At 26.9% G+C, this 14,886-nt stretch carries 14 protein-coding genes; 3 read left to right on the plus strand and 11 right to left on the minus strand.

Features of this window, described 5'->3' with window-relative positions; all coding sequences use genetic code 11:
• Positions 1–12 precede the first annotated feature (12 nt).
• The 3 genes from EQF90_RS07620 to EQF90_RS07630 form a co-directional block, all read right to left on the minus strand.
• On the minus strand, positions 13–3,237 hold the full coding sequence (locus EQF90_RS07620; RefSeq protein WP_134710948.1) for an SIR2 family protein: 3,225 nt from the start codon (positions 3,235–3,237) through the stop codon (positions 13–15).
• A gap of 131 nt (positions 3,238–3,368) precedes the next feature.
• A complete protein-coding gene (locus EQF90_RS07625) occupies positions 3,369–3,650 on the minus strand; it encodes a hypothetical protein (protein WP_134710947.1) in 282 nt (93 codons plus the stop codon).
• A gap of 89 nt (positions 3,651–3,739) precedes the next feature.
• Positions 3,740–4,732 carry a sugar kinase gene (locus EQF90_RS07630; protein WP_134710946.1) on the minus strand — a complete coding sequence of 331 codons (993 nt, stop codon included), beginning with the start codon at positions 4,730–4,732 and terminating at the stop codon, positions 3,740–3,742.
• Positions 4,733–4,867: 135 nt separating this feature from the next.
• On the opposite strand from EQF90_RS07630, the gene EQF90_RS07635 reads away from it, so the two are divergent.
• Positions 4,868–5,503 (plus strand): bifunctional 4-hydroxy-2-oxoglutarate aldolase/2-dehydro-3-deoxy-phosphogluconate aldolase, encoded by a 636-nt coding sequence (locus EQF90_RS07635; protein ID WP_134710945.1) that lies wholly within the window; start codon positions 4,868–4,870, stop codon positions 5,501–5,503.
• A gap of 86 nt (positions 5,504–5,589) precedes the next feature.
• Here the strand turns inward: EQF90_RS07635 and EQF90_RS07640 are convergent, their stop codons facing one another.
• The 8 genes from EQF90_RS07640 to EQF90_RS07675 form a co-directional block, all read right to left on the minus strand.
• Positions 5,590–6,405, minus strand: coding sequence for a hypothetical protein (locus EQF90_RS07640; RefSeq protein WP_134710944.1), 816 nt, complete (start codon positions 6,403–6,405; stop codon positions 5,590–5,592).
• 13 nt (positions 6,406–6,418) lie between these two features.
• Entirely contained in the window at positions 6,419–7,429 is a 1,011-nt protein-coding gene (locus tag EQF90_RS07645; RefSeq protein WP_134710943.1) for a LacI family DNA-binding transcriptional regulator, read from the minus strand.
• A gap of 14 nt (positions 7,430–7,443) precedes the next feature.
• Positions 7,444–9,315, minus strand: coding sequence for a heparinase II/III domain-containing protein (locus EQF90_RS07650; protein WP_134710942.1), 1,872 nt, complete (start codon positions 9,313–9,315; stop codon positions 7,444–7,446).
• Positions 9,316–9,391: 76 nt separating this feature from the next.
• Positions 9,392–10,207: a PTS system mannose/fructose/sorbose family transporter subunit IID gene (locus tag EQF90_RS07655; RefSeq protein WP_134710941.1), complete on the minus strand. Its 816-nt coding sequence runs from the start codon at positions 10,205–10,207 to the stop codon at positions 9,392–9,394.
• Positions 10,194–10,979: a PTS mannose/fructose/sorbose/N-acetylgalactosamine transporter subunit IIC gene (locus EQF90_RS07660; protein WP_134710940.1), complete on the minus strand. Its 786-nt coding sequence runs from the start codon at positions 10,977–10,979 to the stop codon at positions 10,194–10,196. The genes EQF90_RS07655 and EQF90_RS07660 overlap by 14 nt, the downstream gene beginning before the upstream one ends.
• A 9-nt stretch (positions 10,980–10,988) precedes the next feature.
• A complete protein-coding gene (locus EQF90_RS07665) occupies positions 10,989–11,480 on the minus strand; it encodes a PTS sugar transporter subunit IIB (protein ID WP_134710939.1) in 492 nt (163 codons plus the stop codon).
• Positions 11,481–11,488: 8 nt separating this feature from the next.
• Complete coding sequence (locus EQF90_RS07670) at positions 11,489–12,679, minus strand: glycoside hydrolase family 88 protein (RefSeq protein WP_134710938.1); 1,191 nt, start codon at positions 12,677–12,679, stop codon at positions 11,489–11,491.
• A gap of 8 nt (positions 12,680–12,687) precedes the next feature.
• On the minus strand, positions 12,688–13,119 hold the full coding sequence (locus tag EQF90_RS07675) for a PTS sugar transporter subunit IIA (protein WP_134710937.1): 432 nt from the start codon (positions 13,117–13,119) through the stop codon (positions 12,688–12,690).
• Positions 13,120–13,417: 298 nt separating this feature from the next.
• Here EQF90_RS07675 and EQF90_RS07680 point away from each other — a divergent pair, with 298 nt between their 5' ends.
• Together EQF90_RS07680 and EQF90_RS07685 are read left to right on the plus strand one after the other, a co-directional pair.
• The gene (locus EQF90_RS07680) at positions 13,418–14,209 is read left to right on the plus strand and encodes a gluconate 5-dehydrogenase (protein WP_134710936.1); all 792 of its coding nucleotides are present in this window, start codon (positions 13,418–13,420) and stop codon (positions 14,207–14,209) included.
• An 18-nt stretch (positions 14,210–14,227) separates the two neighbouring features.
• The gene (locus tag EQF90_RS07685) at positions 14,228–14,866 is read left to right on the plus strand and encodes an RpiB/LacA/LacB family sugar-phosphate isomerase (RefSeq protein ID WP_134710935.1); all 639 of its coding nucleotides are present in this window, start codon (positions 14,228–14,230) and stop codon (positions 14,864–14,866) included.
• Positions 14,867–14,886: the final 20 nt, after the last annotated feature.

Genomic DNA, 14,886 nt, shown 5'->3' on the forward strand with positions numbered 1-14,886 from the left:
GTACTACCTTTACTAAATTCCTAATATTTTACTATTATAAACAAAATTGTCTTGTAATTCCAATTTTTCATACATAGAAGCAATTTCCTTAACTTTATCTAAAACTCTTACATCAGGCGTTTGTTTTTTTTGAACTACAAAAACATCTGTAATATAGGTAATTAAATAATTCATAGATTTAGGATGACTTTTCACATAATCATAAACATCAATATTCAAAATAAAATCAAATCTTTGATTTTCATATTTCGGCAATTTATTGAACAATCTAAAAGCATCTGATTTATCAGAAATATTTACCAGTATTTGAATAATATATTCTAATTCATCAGCTTTTAATTTTATAGGCAAATTGTTTAATCTATTAAAAATAAACTCCTTAATCCAATTTTTCCACATTACTAATTTATTTTCTTCACCATTTTCACTCAAATAATTTACTAAAACTTGATAAAATACGATTACATATTCTTTTTTTAATAGAAATATATTTGGAATATAATTATCTAGTGGATTATCCGTTATATTTAAAATGTGCTTTGAATATGATTTTACAAATTCTTGATGATATTTCAAATCTCTTAATTCACCAATTCTTCTTATAGCAGATTGAAAATTACTATTCATCAATATAGAAATTTCCGGATATATACGTGAAAATGTTAAAAATCCCTTCCAAGCAATTTCAAATTCTGATGAATCTTCACTGCTAAATATTTCTATCAAATTTTCACAAGTCCAGTTTTTATCTATTGTATATAAATTTGACAAATTCCCAACTATGACAAATTTTGAATCCTTCGCTTCAGAATTATTTAACAAAGAAAGAATATTTTTTTCCATAAATAATTTTATTTCTTCATTGTTAAAATTAAATTCATAATTTTTTTGAGTAATTCTTATATAACAATGAGCAATCACACCATATGTAGAACTAAACGTTATATCAGACCATGCCAATACTTTATCAGGATTATAATTCTTAGCATTTTGTATCAATTTTATTAAAAATTCTACCAAAATATAAATCATATCCTTATATTTTGAAAAATCATTTTTTTCAATAATTCTTTTTATAAAAAGAGATAAAATATAAGTCTTTTCTTTAAGAATCATAGGATGATCAAGCTTTTTCAAAACATCCATCAACTTAATTAATACAATTTCATTTTCACTTAATCCCTTTATTAAATAATCCCAAATATCTGAATTTAGCTTATTTTTATATATTAAAACATCCAAAACTTTCATTGCAAAATCATAATTTTTAACGGAAATTTCCGAAATATCCTTCAATATAGATTTTCTGGATTTATTCGCCCCCTCATAATTTAATATATAATTAATATTTTCTACAACATTCGCCTCTAAATCAGATTTTGTGATGTTTCTTATTTCTATATTACTATTTTTATATTTTAATAAACTTTCATTTTTTTCACTCGGATAAAACTTTTTAATCAAAAATGTTATTTCTTCCTTTTCAAAATCAGAAAGTTTTCTCATATTATCAAATAAACTTATAAGATTTTCATTATTTCTCAAAATATACACATAAGAACTTAATCTTCTAAGAATTTTTATGTCCGAATTAAAAAACTTATTAATCCATATTTTAAGTTCGGTGTCATTTACAATCTTAGTAGTTATTTGTTTCATAACATTTATATATGCATCAATCTCAGTATTAACTTCATCATTCTTAAAAACATCAAAGTTCGAAAAAGTCATGTCTATACTACCCAAAGATTTTTTGTTATATAAATTTATAATTTGATTAGTCATAAAATAGAGCAAATCAATCAAACTTTCATCAGAAAAATTAGAAAATAAATTCCAGTATTTCATTATAGAATTTTTATTAGCAAATGTAGTAGCATTTATCTCTATTTGCTTATTTCCAGAATTTTTTTCTAAAAAGTTTGTAAGTTTCCTATATTCGTACTTAAATCGTATTAAATTTTTAAAAACTTTCAACTTATAATATTCAAGTTTAGTCATTGAAATTCTTTCAGATATTTTTTTTATTATTTCTACATCCATTTTTTCTAACTTAATAAAAGATAATATCTGTTCAATTTTATCATCACTAATATTTTCAAAGTCATCGATAATCATTTTTTGAAAATTTAAATTTAAATTAAAATTATTTTTAACACATAGATACTTGAATTCTTCAAAATCCTTTCCCAAAAAGTTTTTCAAAATCCAATTACCGAATATATAATCAAAGTCCGTAAAATTATCATTTTTAAACAAATTAGATAAATATCCCTTGTAATTAAAATAAACTAACCAACCTAAATTGTTCACATTTTTCAAAAATTTATCCATTAAATGAATATCATTTAAGATGTGTTTTAACTCTTCATCAGTTTGTAAATCTAAAAAGCTTGGATTCGCACTTGAAATTTCAGTAATTCTACTTTCCCACGAAAAAGCATCCCTATTTGTAAATTCAATTATTTTCCTTATAGCCTTGTGAACTGTTTCATAATCTTCATCTTCATATAAAATTGGTGTAACTCCCAAAGAAGACACTGTCCCTACCAGGCTTTTTTCAATAAATATAAATCTATTCGACTCATCTAAATTAGGAATCGCTCTAGTAAAATATCTCATAATTAAATCATTATAGCTATAACCAACGAATAAAACTACATAATTAGAATTAAATAAATCAGATAAAAACTTCGTTACATTTGAATGATACATATATACTCTTCCAAAATCTTTATCAGTAATTACAATATTTTTAGGTTCATCTACAATCCCATGAATATGAACTATTCCACTAAAATCATCTCCATATGGTAATGCCGGATTTGAATATATATTTACATTTAAACCTTTTTCCTCACAAACTTTTTCAAACATTTTATCATAATTAGTTGTAACTATCTTAACCTTTTTTCTTCTTCCAAAAAGATCCACCAATGATTTATGCCAATCATTATATTGTAAGTTTTCTTTAGAAAACATATCTGCAACGCTTGTATGCACAAGTGCATTTTCATTTTCAATTTTTCCCAAATATTGATCATTTCGATTAAAATTGTCATCATATGTAATAAAATTTTTAAATCTTCCTTTTGAGAAAAACCTTACTAAATCGTTAAATTTAGGCAAATTTGTGGGCATATCAACAGATACCCCAGCCCCGGCAAATATTACAAGCTTATCGTCTCTTAGTGCGTCAATTATTTTATTAGGAATTTCTATACCATGTAAGTTCATATATCCCTCACTTTCCTATTCTTCAAGTAGCCAGTCAATAATGTTTTTGTAAAGTATAATTTACAAAATAGGGTTTATTTAAATTTTCATTAAATATAATTTACAAAATAAGTTTTTTATATTTTTGTTAATTATACTTTACGAAAATATCTTATAAGCACAATAACAATTATAAAAACAATCCAAATTACTATACCAATGTAATCTTTATTCTTTATCTTTTCCTTAATATCAATAAATGAGTAAATCACAAGAAAAATTAGTGCTATTGAAAGAAATAAAATAAATAAACTTAGCAAAATACTAAAAAGCGTTTCCGGATATTTAGTTTTTGTTATAAATATTATAATGCCTGATATTAAAGCCATTAATGCAAATATAATGAATAGCTTTTTAGATTTATTCTTAAACATAATTTCTCCTATATAAAATGTATTATTTTATATTATTATAGCACAATACAAAAATAGATATAGGCTATTACTACCAAATCTAATATTTTCTATCTTTCAACTTTTCCTGATGCATCTCCTTTTGAAATCTTTAATATTTCTTCTCTAGTACAAATATTAAAATCCTCCATTACTGTATGCTTAAATGAAGAACAAGCTATAGCAAATTCTAAAATATCTCTACTTGATGAATCATATAAATATTCTGATAAAAATCCTGCTGTATAAGCATCTCCAGCACCGATTCTGTTTGCAACCCTTATTTTATATTTTTTTGATACCAATAAATCATTCCCATCATATAAAATAGCGTACAATTTATTATCGGAAGCTGATTCTGATTCCCTTATGGTACTTGTAATTAGCTTAATATTATATAATTTTTTAAGATTTTCAAAACCATTTTTTACTTCATCAAAATTAATTTCATTAGTTTCCCAATCTATCCCTTTTGGAATATAACCAATTAAAATATCCACATATGGTAAAATTTCTTCTAAAAATTCAATACTTTCCTCTCTTTCCCAAAGCATTTTTCTGTAATTATAATCATAACTTACCAAACACCCCTTTTCTTTAGCTTTTTTTATAGCAAATTTTGTCAATTCTTTACATTCTTTAGAAATTGCTGCAGTAATGCCCGAAATATTAAATAAGTCACAATTTTCAAAGATAGAATCAAAATCATACTCATCAAAATTTGATTTTGAAAATGAAGAATTTTTCCTATCATATATAACTTTTGAAGATCTCATAGAAACTCCAGGTTCAACATAATATATGCCAATTCTATCTCCCCCTCCAATAATATTTGAAGTATCTACTCCATAATATTTCAGGGTATTAATTGCAGATTTTCCCCAATCATTCAATGGTAATTTTGTTACAAATTTTGCGTTATGTCCAAAATTAGACAATCCTATCGCAACATTGGCCTCTCCTCCACCATAATGTATTTCTAAATTTTTAGCACCTACAAATCTTTCAAAACCACTTGTAGAAAGTCTCATCATTATTTCACCTAAAGTTACTATATTTTTCAATTTATGCCTCCAAACACACTTTTTCTATATATTATTATATTATTAAAATGTTGGTTTTTCAATATAATTAACTAGTTTACTAAAGTTTGTTAAAATGATATAATTTAGTTAAATAAATCATACAAGGAGAAAAATATGGATATATTAGAAAGATTTAAAAATTGTGGAATAATTCCTGTAGTAGTACTAGAAAATAAGGAAGATGCAGTTCCACTTGCTAAAGCATTATTAAAAGGGGGAATAGATGTTGCAGAAATTACTTTTAGAACAAACGCAGCTATTGATAGTATAAAAGAAATTTCAAATAATGTTCCAGAAATGATTGTTGGAGCCGGCACAATATTAAATTCCCACCAAGCACTTGATGTAATTAATGCCGGAGCAAAATTTATTGTTTCTCCAGGTTTTGATAAAAATGTAGTTGAAACTTCTCAAAAAAATAATATTACCGTTATACCCGGTGCCATTACTCCTTCAGAAGTAATGCAAGCAATAAATTCAGATTTATCAGTTGTAAAATTTTTCCCCGCCGGAAATTATGGCGGGCTAAAAACTATTAAATCATTATCAGCCCCATTTGGAAATCTATTATTTATGCCGACAGGATCTATAAATATAAACAATTTAAGAGAATACTTAGAATTTGATAAAATTATTTCCGTTGGAGGATCATGGATATGTGATAAAAAACTTATTGAAGAAAAAAAATGGGATGAAATTACAAAATTATGTTTAGAAGCAAGAAAAATACTAAAAGAAGTTAGAAAATAATTATAAAATCAAAAAAGTTGCTGTTGCAAAATAACTAAAATTTTTATTATGCAACAACAACTTTTTAAAATTATAATAAAATATTTCTATAAATTATATCCCCATAATTCAATTTGGGTCAATGCAGCAAAATCTCCCTCTTGCCCTTTAATTAAATCTTTTACCTCAACCCAAGAAATTTCTTTTTCATCAATATCAAAATATTGAGTCTTTGAAGATTTTTCTAAATTAATTTTCAGTTTACTATTATCTGAAAAATGTAAGGTTAAATTTTTCCAATATGTATCATGAGGAAAATCTGCTCTTAAGGTAATTCCTAATTTATTTATTTTTACATTTCTGCCAAATTCAATTTTTAATTTAGCATCATCTTTTTGATTTGTTCCCCAAGATTGATATGGATACACCCCGTGATCATCATTTGCATAAATACCATCTATAGCATTTTTAGCCATAAATGCCGGTCTTGATGTCCCGGAATTTGTAGATGCAAAAGGATATACATTTTGATTAACATCCACCGCATGTCTATTTTTACTTAAATTTTGATAAGACTTAATTTCTGATTCATCAGGAAACCTAGCACTTATTAACACCGACCTACCTGAAAAAGATTCGGCTTTCATAGCTTCTTTTTGAGAACCAAAAGGAATTTTATAAATAAACTCTGTTGTATCACCAAAATAAATTAATGATTCTTCAAATGTTTCATCTAATTTCACAAATAAAAAACTATTTTTATCTGATACAGAAACTTTTATGTAATCTCCGGGGTTATATTCCAGCGTCCTAGTAGCAAGTATAATTTCATCTTTCCCAGAAACTAACATTTTTTTATTTTTTGTACTTGATACCGCATATCTTATTTCATCATTAATATCATAAATTCCTACTGTAACCATAAATTACTCATCCCTATATTTTTAAATCCGTACTATCATTCCAATTTACATGACAATCCAATATATGTTGATGTAATTTTTCATCATCATTTTTGATTAAATCAATCAAAATTCTTGCTGTTTCCTTCCCCTCGTCATATGCTGGTTGAACAATAGTTGAAATACTTGGATTTGTAAAATTAGTCCATTCAGTATTATCAAATCCTAAAAGCCCTACCTTAGGAGAATATTTCATGTAATCTTGTAATGCAGTCCTTACATTTTGTAAAGCCCAGCAATTCGGAACGAAAATCAAAGAATTTTTATTTAAATCTATATTTGAATTAAAAAATTTTCTTATTTCTTCAATCTCTGTTACATTATCTTCTATAACAAGATTTTTATATGTTAATCCTCTATTATTTAATGCATCTATAAACCCTTGAGATCTTTCTAATCTAGTACTTAGCATAGACGGATCCGCAGCTATTAAATAAAAATCTTCATATCCTCTATCAATACAACTATTTATAGCATTATAAACCGCATCAAAATTATTAGTTTTGACCCAGTTATTTTCCTTATCATACAATTTCGAATCAAAGAAAACCATAGGTTTGTTTGATCTAGCAATTTTAGAAGATATCTTAACAAAATTTGTAGTAGGTTGAATTATAAATCCATCAACACCCATTTGCAACATCCTATCAATATATTTTTCTTCAGTTGCAGGGGAATAATTACTATTTCCAACTATAATTTGATATCCATTTTTACTAGCCATTTCTTCAATACCCTTTACTATTTGATTTGAAAATACATTAGTTATATCACCTATCAAAACCCCAATCAAATTTGAATTTTTTAAGTTTAAAGACCTTGCTAATCTATTGGGTACAAAATTTGTAATATCAATTACTTTTTTTATTCTCTCATATGTATCTTTAGACATTTTATCAGTTCTACCATTTAAATAAAATGAAACCGTCGTCTTAGATGTGTTTGCCATCTCTGCAATATCTTTAATAGTTAATTTTTGTGCCATCTTTTCCTCATATTTTATGATTTTATTCTACAATATTTACTATCTGTATTATTTATAATAACACATTTTCCTCTTGTTAGAATATCATTTTCATAAATTTTTAAAATTTTACTTCCTGTTATTATTTGCTCAGTATTAAGATTCAATATGTATTCTTTTTCATCTCTTATCTTCCATGCAAAGGAACCCATTAATTCTTCCCCTTTATTAGTTTGACTTATACTAATTTTTTCAATATCAATACTTTCATCATAAAAAACTGTAGAAACATATAAAGAATCTTCAAACTCCTCTTCTCTAACCAACATTTGTGAATTTCCCAAAGTATTATATTTTTTGGATATCTTTGTTTCTTTACAAAAATATTTTTCTTCACCTAATATTTTTAACCCATAATTTTTTATTTCATTAATATTTTCATCTAAAATAAATCTAATATTAGCCTTATGTTTCCCTTTCATTTTAACCTTATCTATTACAAATAAGCACTTATCCTTAAATTTTATTAAATATCTAGTATGAATGTAATTATAATTACTTATTTCTCCATATACAACTGACTCAATATATTGAATAAATTCATTTTGAATAAGCTCTAGAGATAATGATTCCGGATATCTATTATAATCCCATGAACCTTTTACAATTTCCGGACATTCATCATCAACTATCAAAGAAGAATGTGCCTCCATGCTTTTTAATAAATTCCTATAATTACCATCAACATATGTATATCTTCCCGAATCTATAACAATCGGTTTTCCTTTGTAATAAAAATTTATACTATTTAAATCACTATGAGTATGCGAGCTTCCCATTACTCCATTTTTGAAAAATACATGAAAATTCTCATCTTTTAAAAATATATGTCCACTATCTTTATAAAATTTATTAAAATTTTTTTCCGGATTTGGACTCATCATCTCAAAATACAATATATCTTCTTCAGAAAATCTAAAATAGCTTATAATGTCCGGGTGTTTAAATGCCTTTGACTTAAATTTCTTATCCTTAAAATATATAGATAACCAAGTCATAATATCTCTCGTATCTGTAAAATCTGAATCACCAATAGCAAATTGAATATTATCCGGCCCTATAGCGTGATACAAATATTGTCCCATTTTATATACTTTATCCCTTAAAATATTTGAATATTTTTCATCAAAAATAAGTAAAAATAATAAATACATCATAACATCATTATGATACATTATTGATTGTTCCCATTGAGTTCCGTCTTCATATATAGAAATATTTACATTTTTAACAAGAGCATTTTCAAAAAAACTTATTACTTTTTCGTTTAAAATTCCTTTATAAAGTGAGTTAAATTGTAAAACAGCAACAATTTGTATACTTCCCCAATTACTTAAATAATATCTTTCTTCAAAACTTTCATATAAAAATTCTATTTGTTTCACTATACTGTCTTTAATTAAACTTACTTCAAAATCTGTAAATAGTTCGTATTGATAATTATTTTTTAATAGAAAAATCCACTGAGAAATTCTTATTCCTGTATCCAATGTTCTAGAATATAATTTTTTATTATTCATTTCATTTTGATTTAGGCTTTTTATTTTTTCAAAAATATGTCTCTTTATTTTATCCAAATATTTTATATCATTTTCCAACACATATGTAACAAATAAATCTATCAAATACTCTTGACGATTAACCATAAATGCCCACTCAGGATCATTATTATAAATTTTATTCCAATTAAAATCAGAAAAATCTACAATATCCTCACATCTTTCCATAGCCCAATTATTTACAAATCTAACTTTGTCTTCCAACAAAAAATCTGCATTTTCCTTTATCAATTTATATTCTTCAATATTAAATTTTTTTATATAGTTTATAATAACTTCTTTTTTCAAAATACACCTTCATATAAAAATAGATGGTATCGAAAATGTTTAACACTCTCAACACCACCTTTTAATCCTTATTATATTATGCTAAAATTCCTGTTACACTACCTAATATCCCTATTGCAACAATAAGTAATACAAGTTTATATGTGCTCCACTTTTTATTTTTGATTAACCAATAAATAAAGAATGTAAATAATATTGGTAATAATGCCGGTGCAATTTTATCCATCATACCTTGGATAGATAATATTTGTTGCTTTACTCCTTGTTCAACTTTACCTGCAGCTAATTGAATTGGAATATTTATTTTTACAAATGTTGCTGCTAAACCAGCAATTACTGTAACACCTATAATATTTGCTACTCTTGAAACTGTAGCCATTTTATCACTCATTTTATCAATAATGCTTGTACCAACTTTATATCCATATGTAGCATTTAATATTTTTATAATTGTTAAAATAGCATTAATTGCTACAAAAAATAAGATAGGTCCTAAAATTAAACCTTGTCCAGCTAAAGAAGCTGCAATTGTTGACATTAATGGAGCAATCATAAATTGTGATAATGAATCACCAATACCCGCTAATGGTCCCATTAAAGCCATTTTAATACCACGAATTTCTTCATCTGTTCTATCATTTTCCAACATTACCATGTGCATACTTGTAATAAATGGTACAAAATGTGGATTTGTATTATAAAATTCACAGTTATCTTTTAAAACTTCACATAATTTATCTTTATCATTTCCATATTTTTTCTTTAATGCTGGATATAGCATATTTGCATATCCTAAACCTTGAAAATTACTATAATTAAAACCATTTTGCAAGAAGAAACCTCTTAAACCGGTTTTAATATAATCTTTTAATGTCCATTTAGATCCAGTCATCTGTTCCTCCTTCATTTGTTTCTGTTGTTTCAACAACAACTTTTGGTTTATTATATAATTCATTCAATGCAAAAATTGTACCAACCAAAGCAATACCTATAACAGGTAATTTGAAATATGCTGCTAATACGTATCCTAAAATTGCAAATGGTATAACTTCTTTCTTTACCATTGTTGCTAATATCATAGCAAAACCGATTGCCGGCAACATCTTACCTGCTATTGTCAAACCTTTCATTAACCATTGTGGAATATAATCTACTAATGATGTTAATGTAGTCATTGATACGGCTCCTAAAATACCTAAAACCAAACCTATTAACGCAAATAACCAAATTGTTGCATTAGCTTCAAATTTAAATTTATTTAAGTTTTTTTCTTCTAATGCTTTAATAGCTGCTCCTTGTGCTCCAGATCTTACAGTATATGCTGCTGTTTGTAAAAATTGAATTGCAACAGCTATTGGTGTTGATAATGCTAATGCAGCTTCAGGTGTAATTTTACCTCCACTCGTTATAGCCATCAATGTACCAAATATCCCCGGTCCGATTGGATTTGGTGGAACTGAACCCCCTGGGCCAACACCGAATCCCATATATGCTAATTCAGAAATGGCTCCTACTGAAAGAGCTGTTTGGATATCACCCGTTATTACACCTACACCGAATGATAACACAATACATCTATTGGAATAAATACCTAGAAGCATCCCGGATAAACAGAACGCTGTCCATAAGCCAATTAAAATTGCTTGAATTAATGATAATTCCATTCTTCCCTCCTATATGTAATTTAATATATTAACTTCTTTACCTCCATCATCACCATTTGGTGTTGTTTTAGTATTGAAGGTTAATCCAAATTCATCATGCAATTCTCTAAGCATTTTCTTTTCTTCATCACTTAAATTGATAAATCTAGAAATACTTTCTTTATTAGGTGCGGCATGAATATTCCCAATATTTAATTCTTTAATCGGAACTCCACCCTTTACTAATCTATAAGCATCTTTAACATCTTTGATGATTATAAAAATACTTTGCTTAGGATTTGCTTTCCCAATGATGTCGATAACTTTTTGAACATCATAAAATCTAACAAAAATTGATTTTGGAACTACAGTTGTCATTAAAGTTTGTTGCATTTTATCATTGCAAACATCATCATTCGCTACAATAACAGTGTTGCACCCTAATGCTTTTACCCACATTTGACCTTGTCCATGAATCAATCTTTCATCTATTCTTGTCATTACTATGTTAGGTTGTGTCATATTTCCTCCTACCAATAAATTTCCCAATCTTTATAAAATCTTATTAAAGCTTCTACATAATAGTAGTCACCCCAAATATTTCCTTCATCAACACCTTTTCCGCTATGCCAAGAATATACTCCATGATCTAGCAATGGTGCTCCTTCAATTTTATCCCTATTCGCATAATTTTCAATCAGTGATTTTAACATCACATGCATTGCCTTTTTATACACTTCTTTTTCAGAATAAACTTCAGGCATATATTTTAACATTTCATGAATACCACATACAGCAATTGCAGTAGCAGATGAATCTCTACTATGTCCACTTTCATCTAAAAAAATTAAATCCCAATAAGATACATTATCTTTAGGCAATCTATTTAAGAAATAATTTGTAACTGCCTTAAACACATCAAAAATCTTTTCATCTTTTAATTTTCTATAACTTAATGAACTTCCATAAATTCCCCATGCTTGACCTCTTGCCCAACTGGAATCATCACTAAAGCCTTGTCTTGTAACACCTTTTAATGGTTTTCCTGTTTGCGGATCAAAATAAAATGTATGGAATGTTGAAGCATCATCTCTAATTACATTATTTACTGATGAATAAAAATGATTTTTAGCAATTTCATAATACTTAGAATCACCGGTTTTTTCTGAAACAAAAAACAATAATTGTATATTCAATAAACAATCTATTATTAGTCTATAATTGTCTTTGTTTCCTAATTCACCCCACGCTTGAATAAATTGTCCTTTTTCTTGATATCTTTCTATAAGCTTATCAGCCGCCTTTATAGATGCTTCTAATGCTTCTTCATTTTTATTTATCCTATATTCTGCCATACATGATGGTGTATATAAAAATCCTAAATCATGATGATCAAGTTCGATTCTCTTATTTACTCTATCTAAAAATGATAAAACATTTTTATGAGCAATCTCTTTAATAGATTCATCTTTAGAATATTCATATAGTATCCACAATACTCCTGTCCAAAAACCATTAGTCCATTCAGTATTATCCATTACAGGATAAATATTTTCTTTTGTAGCCGGAGTAGGATAATTTTCACCAAAATAACTTAAATTTATTTTAGTTTTTTCTAAAGCTAAATCTAAAGCTTTCTTAACTTCATCTCTACTCAATAAATCAGAAGATAAAAATTCTTTATTTTTTTTTATATCTTCTATTTTTATATTTTTTATCATAATCCCCTCTAAATTCCATCTTCAAATACATCATCTTCCTCGATACCCGGATTTAATATATTTCTTAAATCATCTATACCTGAAATCGCTGCAGATTTTACGGAACTGGTTAAAACGTCTATATTTTCCTCTGTTGAATTAAATACAGCTTCTAAAAGCATATTCAAATTCATCCCTGTAACTACATTTAAATTTTTTTCTGAGTTTTCATTTACAACCATACTTGCCATTTTAAAAGGAGTCCCCCCTAATAAATCAACTAAAATCAAAACATTATTTTTATCTTCTATGTAGTTTTCGATTTTCTCTTTTACATCTTCCTGTGACATACCTTCAAGAAAATTAATAATTCCAACATTTTCTTGTTTACCAGCAATCAATTCTGCTGAACTTAATAGCCCTTCAGAGTATCTACCATGAGCTACTAATAATACATCCATATCTCCTCCATATCTTTTAAACTAGTTTACTTGATAAATAGTATATTCATTAATTTTATAATTGTCAATATTATTTTAATTTTTTGAAAACATTTTCTATAAAATATTACTTTTTTTTAATTTTTAAATTATTTTCTTTGTAAATGTTAAATTTCCAATATTTTTATACAAGGATTGTAAGAAGATAATAAATGATATCTCTATTTTCATTACAAAATTGACAATTATATTTTTATTTACTATAATATATTTAACTAGTTTACCATTAAGTTTACTATAAAATTTATGGAGGTTAAAAATGGATTATATAAATAAATCATTCTCTCTAGAAGGGAAAGTAGCACTAGTTACAGGTGCAACATATGGAATTGGATTTGCTATCGCAAAGGCATTTCATAAAGCAGGAGCTACTATTGTATTTAATAACAGAACTCAAGAATCTCTTGACCAAGGTTTAGAATCATACAAAAAAGAAGGAATAGATGCTCACGGATATTTATTTGACGTAACAGACGAAAAAGCTGTAGAAGAAAATATAAAGAAAATAGAGTCAGAAGTAGGACCAATTGATATTTTAGTAAATAATGCCGGGATAATTAAAAGAATACCTATGATCGAAATGACTGCTGAAGAATTTAGACAAGTTGTTGACATTGATTTAAATGGACCATTTATAATGGCAAAAGCAGTATTACCTAGCATGATTGAAAGAAGATCAGGAAAAATAATCAATATTTGTTCAATGATGTCAGAATTAGGTAGAGAAACTGTTAGTGCATACGCCGCTGCTAAAGGTGGATTAAAGATGTTAACAAGAAACATAGCATCAGAATACGGAAAATACAATATTCAATGTAATGGTATAGGACCGGGATATATAGCAACACCTCAAACAGCCCCCCTAAGAGAAGATGGGCACCCATTCAATAACTTTATAATCAGCAAAACACCGGCTGAAAGATGGGGTACACCTGAAGACTTAATGGGTCCAGCAATATTCTTAGCATCAGATGCTTCAAATTTTGTAAACGGACATGTATTGTATGTTGACGGTGGTATACTAGCATATATTGGTAAGCAACCAAAATAATATAAAAGGAGAAAATAAATGAGAATAGCATTAATAAATGAAAATAGCCAAGCTGCAAAAAATGAATTAATTTATAACACATTAAAGTCAGTAACAGACGAAAAAGGATTTGAATTAGATAACTATGGTATGTATTCTACAGAAGATGAATCACAACTAACATACGTTCAAAATGGTCTATTAGCAGCGATTTTACTAAATTCAAAAGCGGCTGATTTTGTTATAACAGGTTGTGGTACAGGAGTTGGTGCAATGTTGGCATTAAATTCATTCCCAAATGTACTATGTGGATTTGCATCAGAACCAACAGATGCATATCTATTTGCTCAAATAAACAATGGAAATGCACTATCAATTCCTTATGCAAAAGGATTTGGATGGGGAGCAGAATTAAACTTAAAATTAATCTTTGAAAGACTTTTCGCTGAAGAAGGTGGAAATGGATATCCAAAAGAAAGAGTAATACCTGAACAAAGAAATAAAAAAATCTTAGATGAAGTAAAAAAAGTAACACATCAAGATATTATGTATGTATTAAAAAACATAGATCAAGATTTCTTAAAAGAAACAGTTAGCGGTGCTCATTTCCAAGAACTATTTTTCAAAAATTGCCAAGTACAAGAAATAGCCGACTACATCAAAGAAGTATTAAAATAGTTAATAAACTTATTTAAATC

Source organism: Helcococcus ovis (assembly GCF_004524775.2).
In the GTDB taxonomy this organism is placed as follows: domain Bacteria; phylum Bacillota; class Clostridia; order Tissierellales; family Peptoniphilaceae; genus Helcococcus; species Helcococcus ovis.

Coding starts and splice junctions, on each gene's coding strand:
- EQF90_RS07670 (WP_134710938.1), bottom strand. CDS start 12,679: ATGATAAAAAATATAAAAATAGAAGATATAAAAAAAAATAAAGAATTT.
- EQF90_RS07660 (WP_134710940.1), bottom strand. CDS start 10,979: ATGGAATTATCATTAATTCAAGCAATTTTAATTGGCTTATGGACAGCG.
- EQF90_RS07635 (WP_134710945.1), top strand. CDS start 4,868: ATGGATATATTAGAAAGATTTAAAAATTGTGGAATAATTCCTGTAGTA.
- EQF90_RS07685 (WP_134710935.1), top strand. CDS start 14,228: ATGAGAATAGCATTAATAAATGAAAATAGCCAAGCTGCAAAAAATGAA.
- EQF90_RS07625 (WP_134710947.1), bottom strand. CDS start 3,650: ATGTTTAAGAATAAATCTAAAAAGCTATTCATTATATTTGCATTAATG.
- EQF90_RS07640 (WP_134710944.1), bottom strand. CDS start 6,405: ATGGTTACAGTAGGAATTTATGATATTAATGATGAAATAAGATATGCG.
- EQF90_RS07680 (WP_134710936.1), top strand. CDS start 13,418: ATGGATTATATAAATAAATCATTCTCTCTAGAAGGGAAAGTAGCACTA.
- EQF90_RS07620 (WP_134710948.1), bottom strand. CDS start 3,237: ATGAACTTACATGGTATAGAAATTCCTAATAAAATAATTGACGCACTA.
- EQF90_RS07645 (WP_134710943.1), bottom strand. CDS start 7,429: ATGGCACAAAAATTAACTATTAAAGATATTGCAGAGATGGCAAACACA.
- EQF90_RS07665 (WP_134710939.1), bottom strand. CDS start 11,480: ATGACACAACCTAACATAGTAATGACAAGAATAGATGAAAGATTGATT.
- EQF90_RS07675 (WP_134710937.1), bottom strand. CDS start 13,119: ATGGATGTATTATTAGTAGCTCATGGTAGATACTCTGAAGGGCTATTA.
- EQF90_RS07655 (WP_134710941.1), bottom strand. CDS start 10,207: ATGACTGGATCTAAATGGACATTAAAAGATTATATTAAAACCGGTTTA.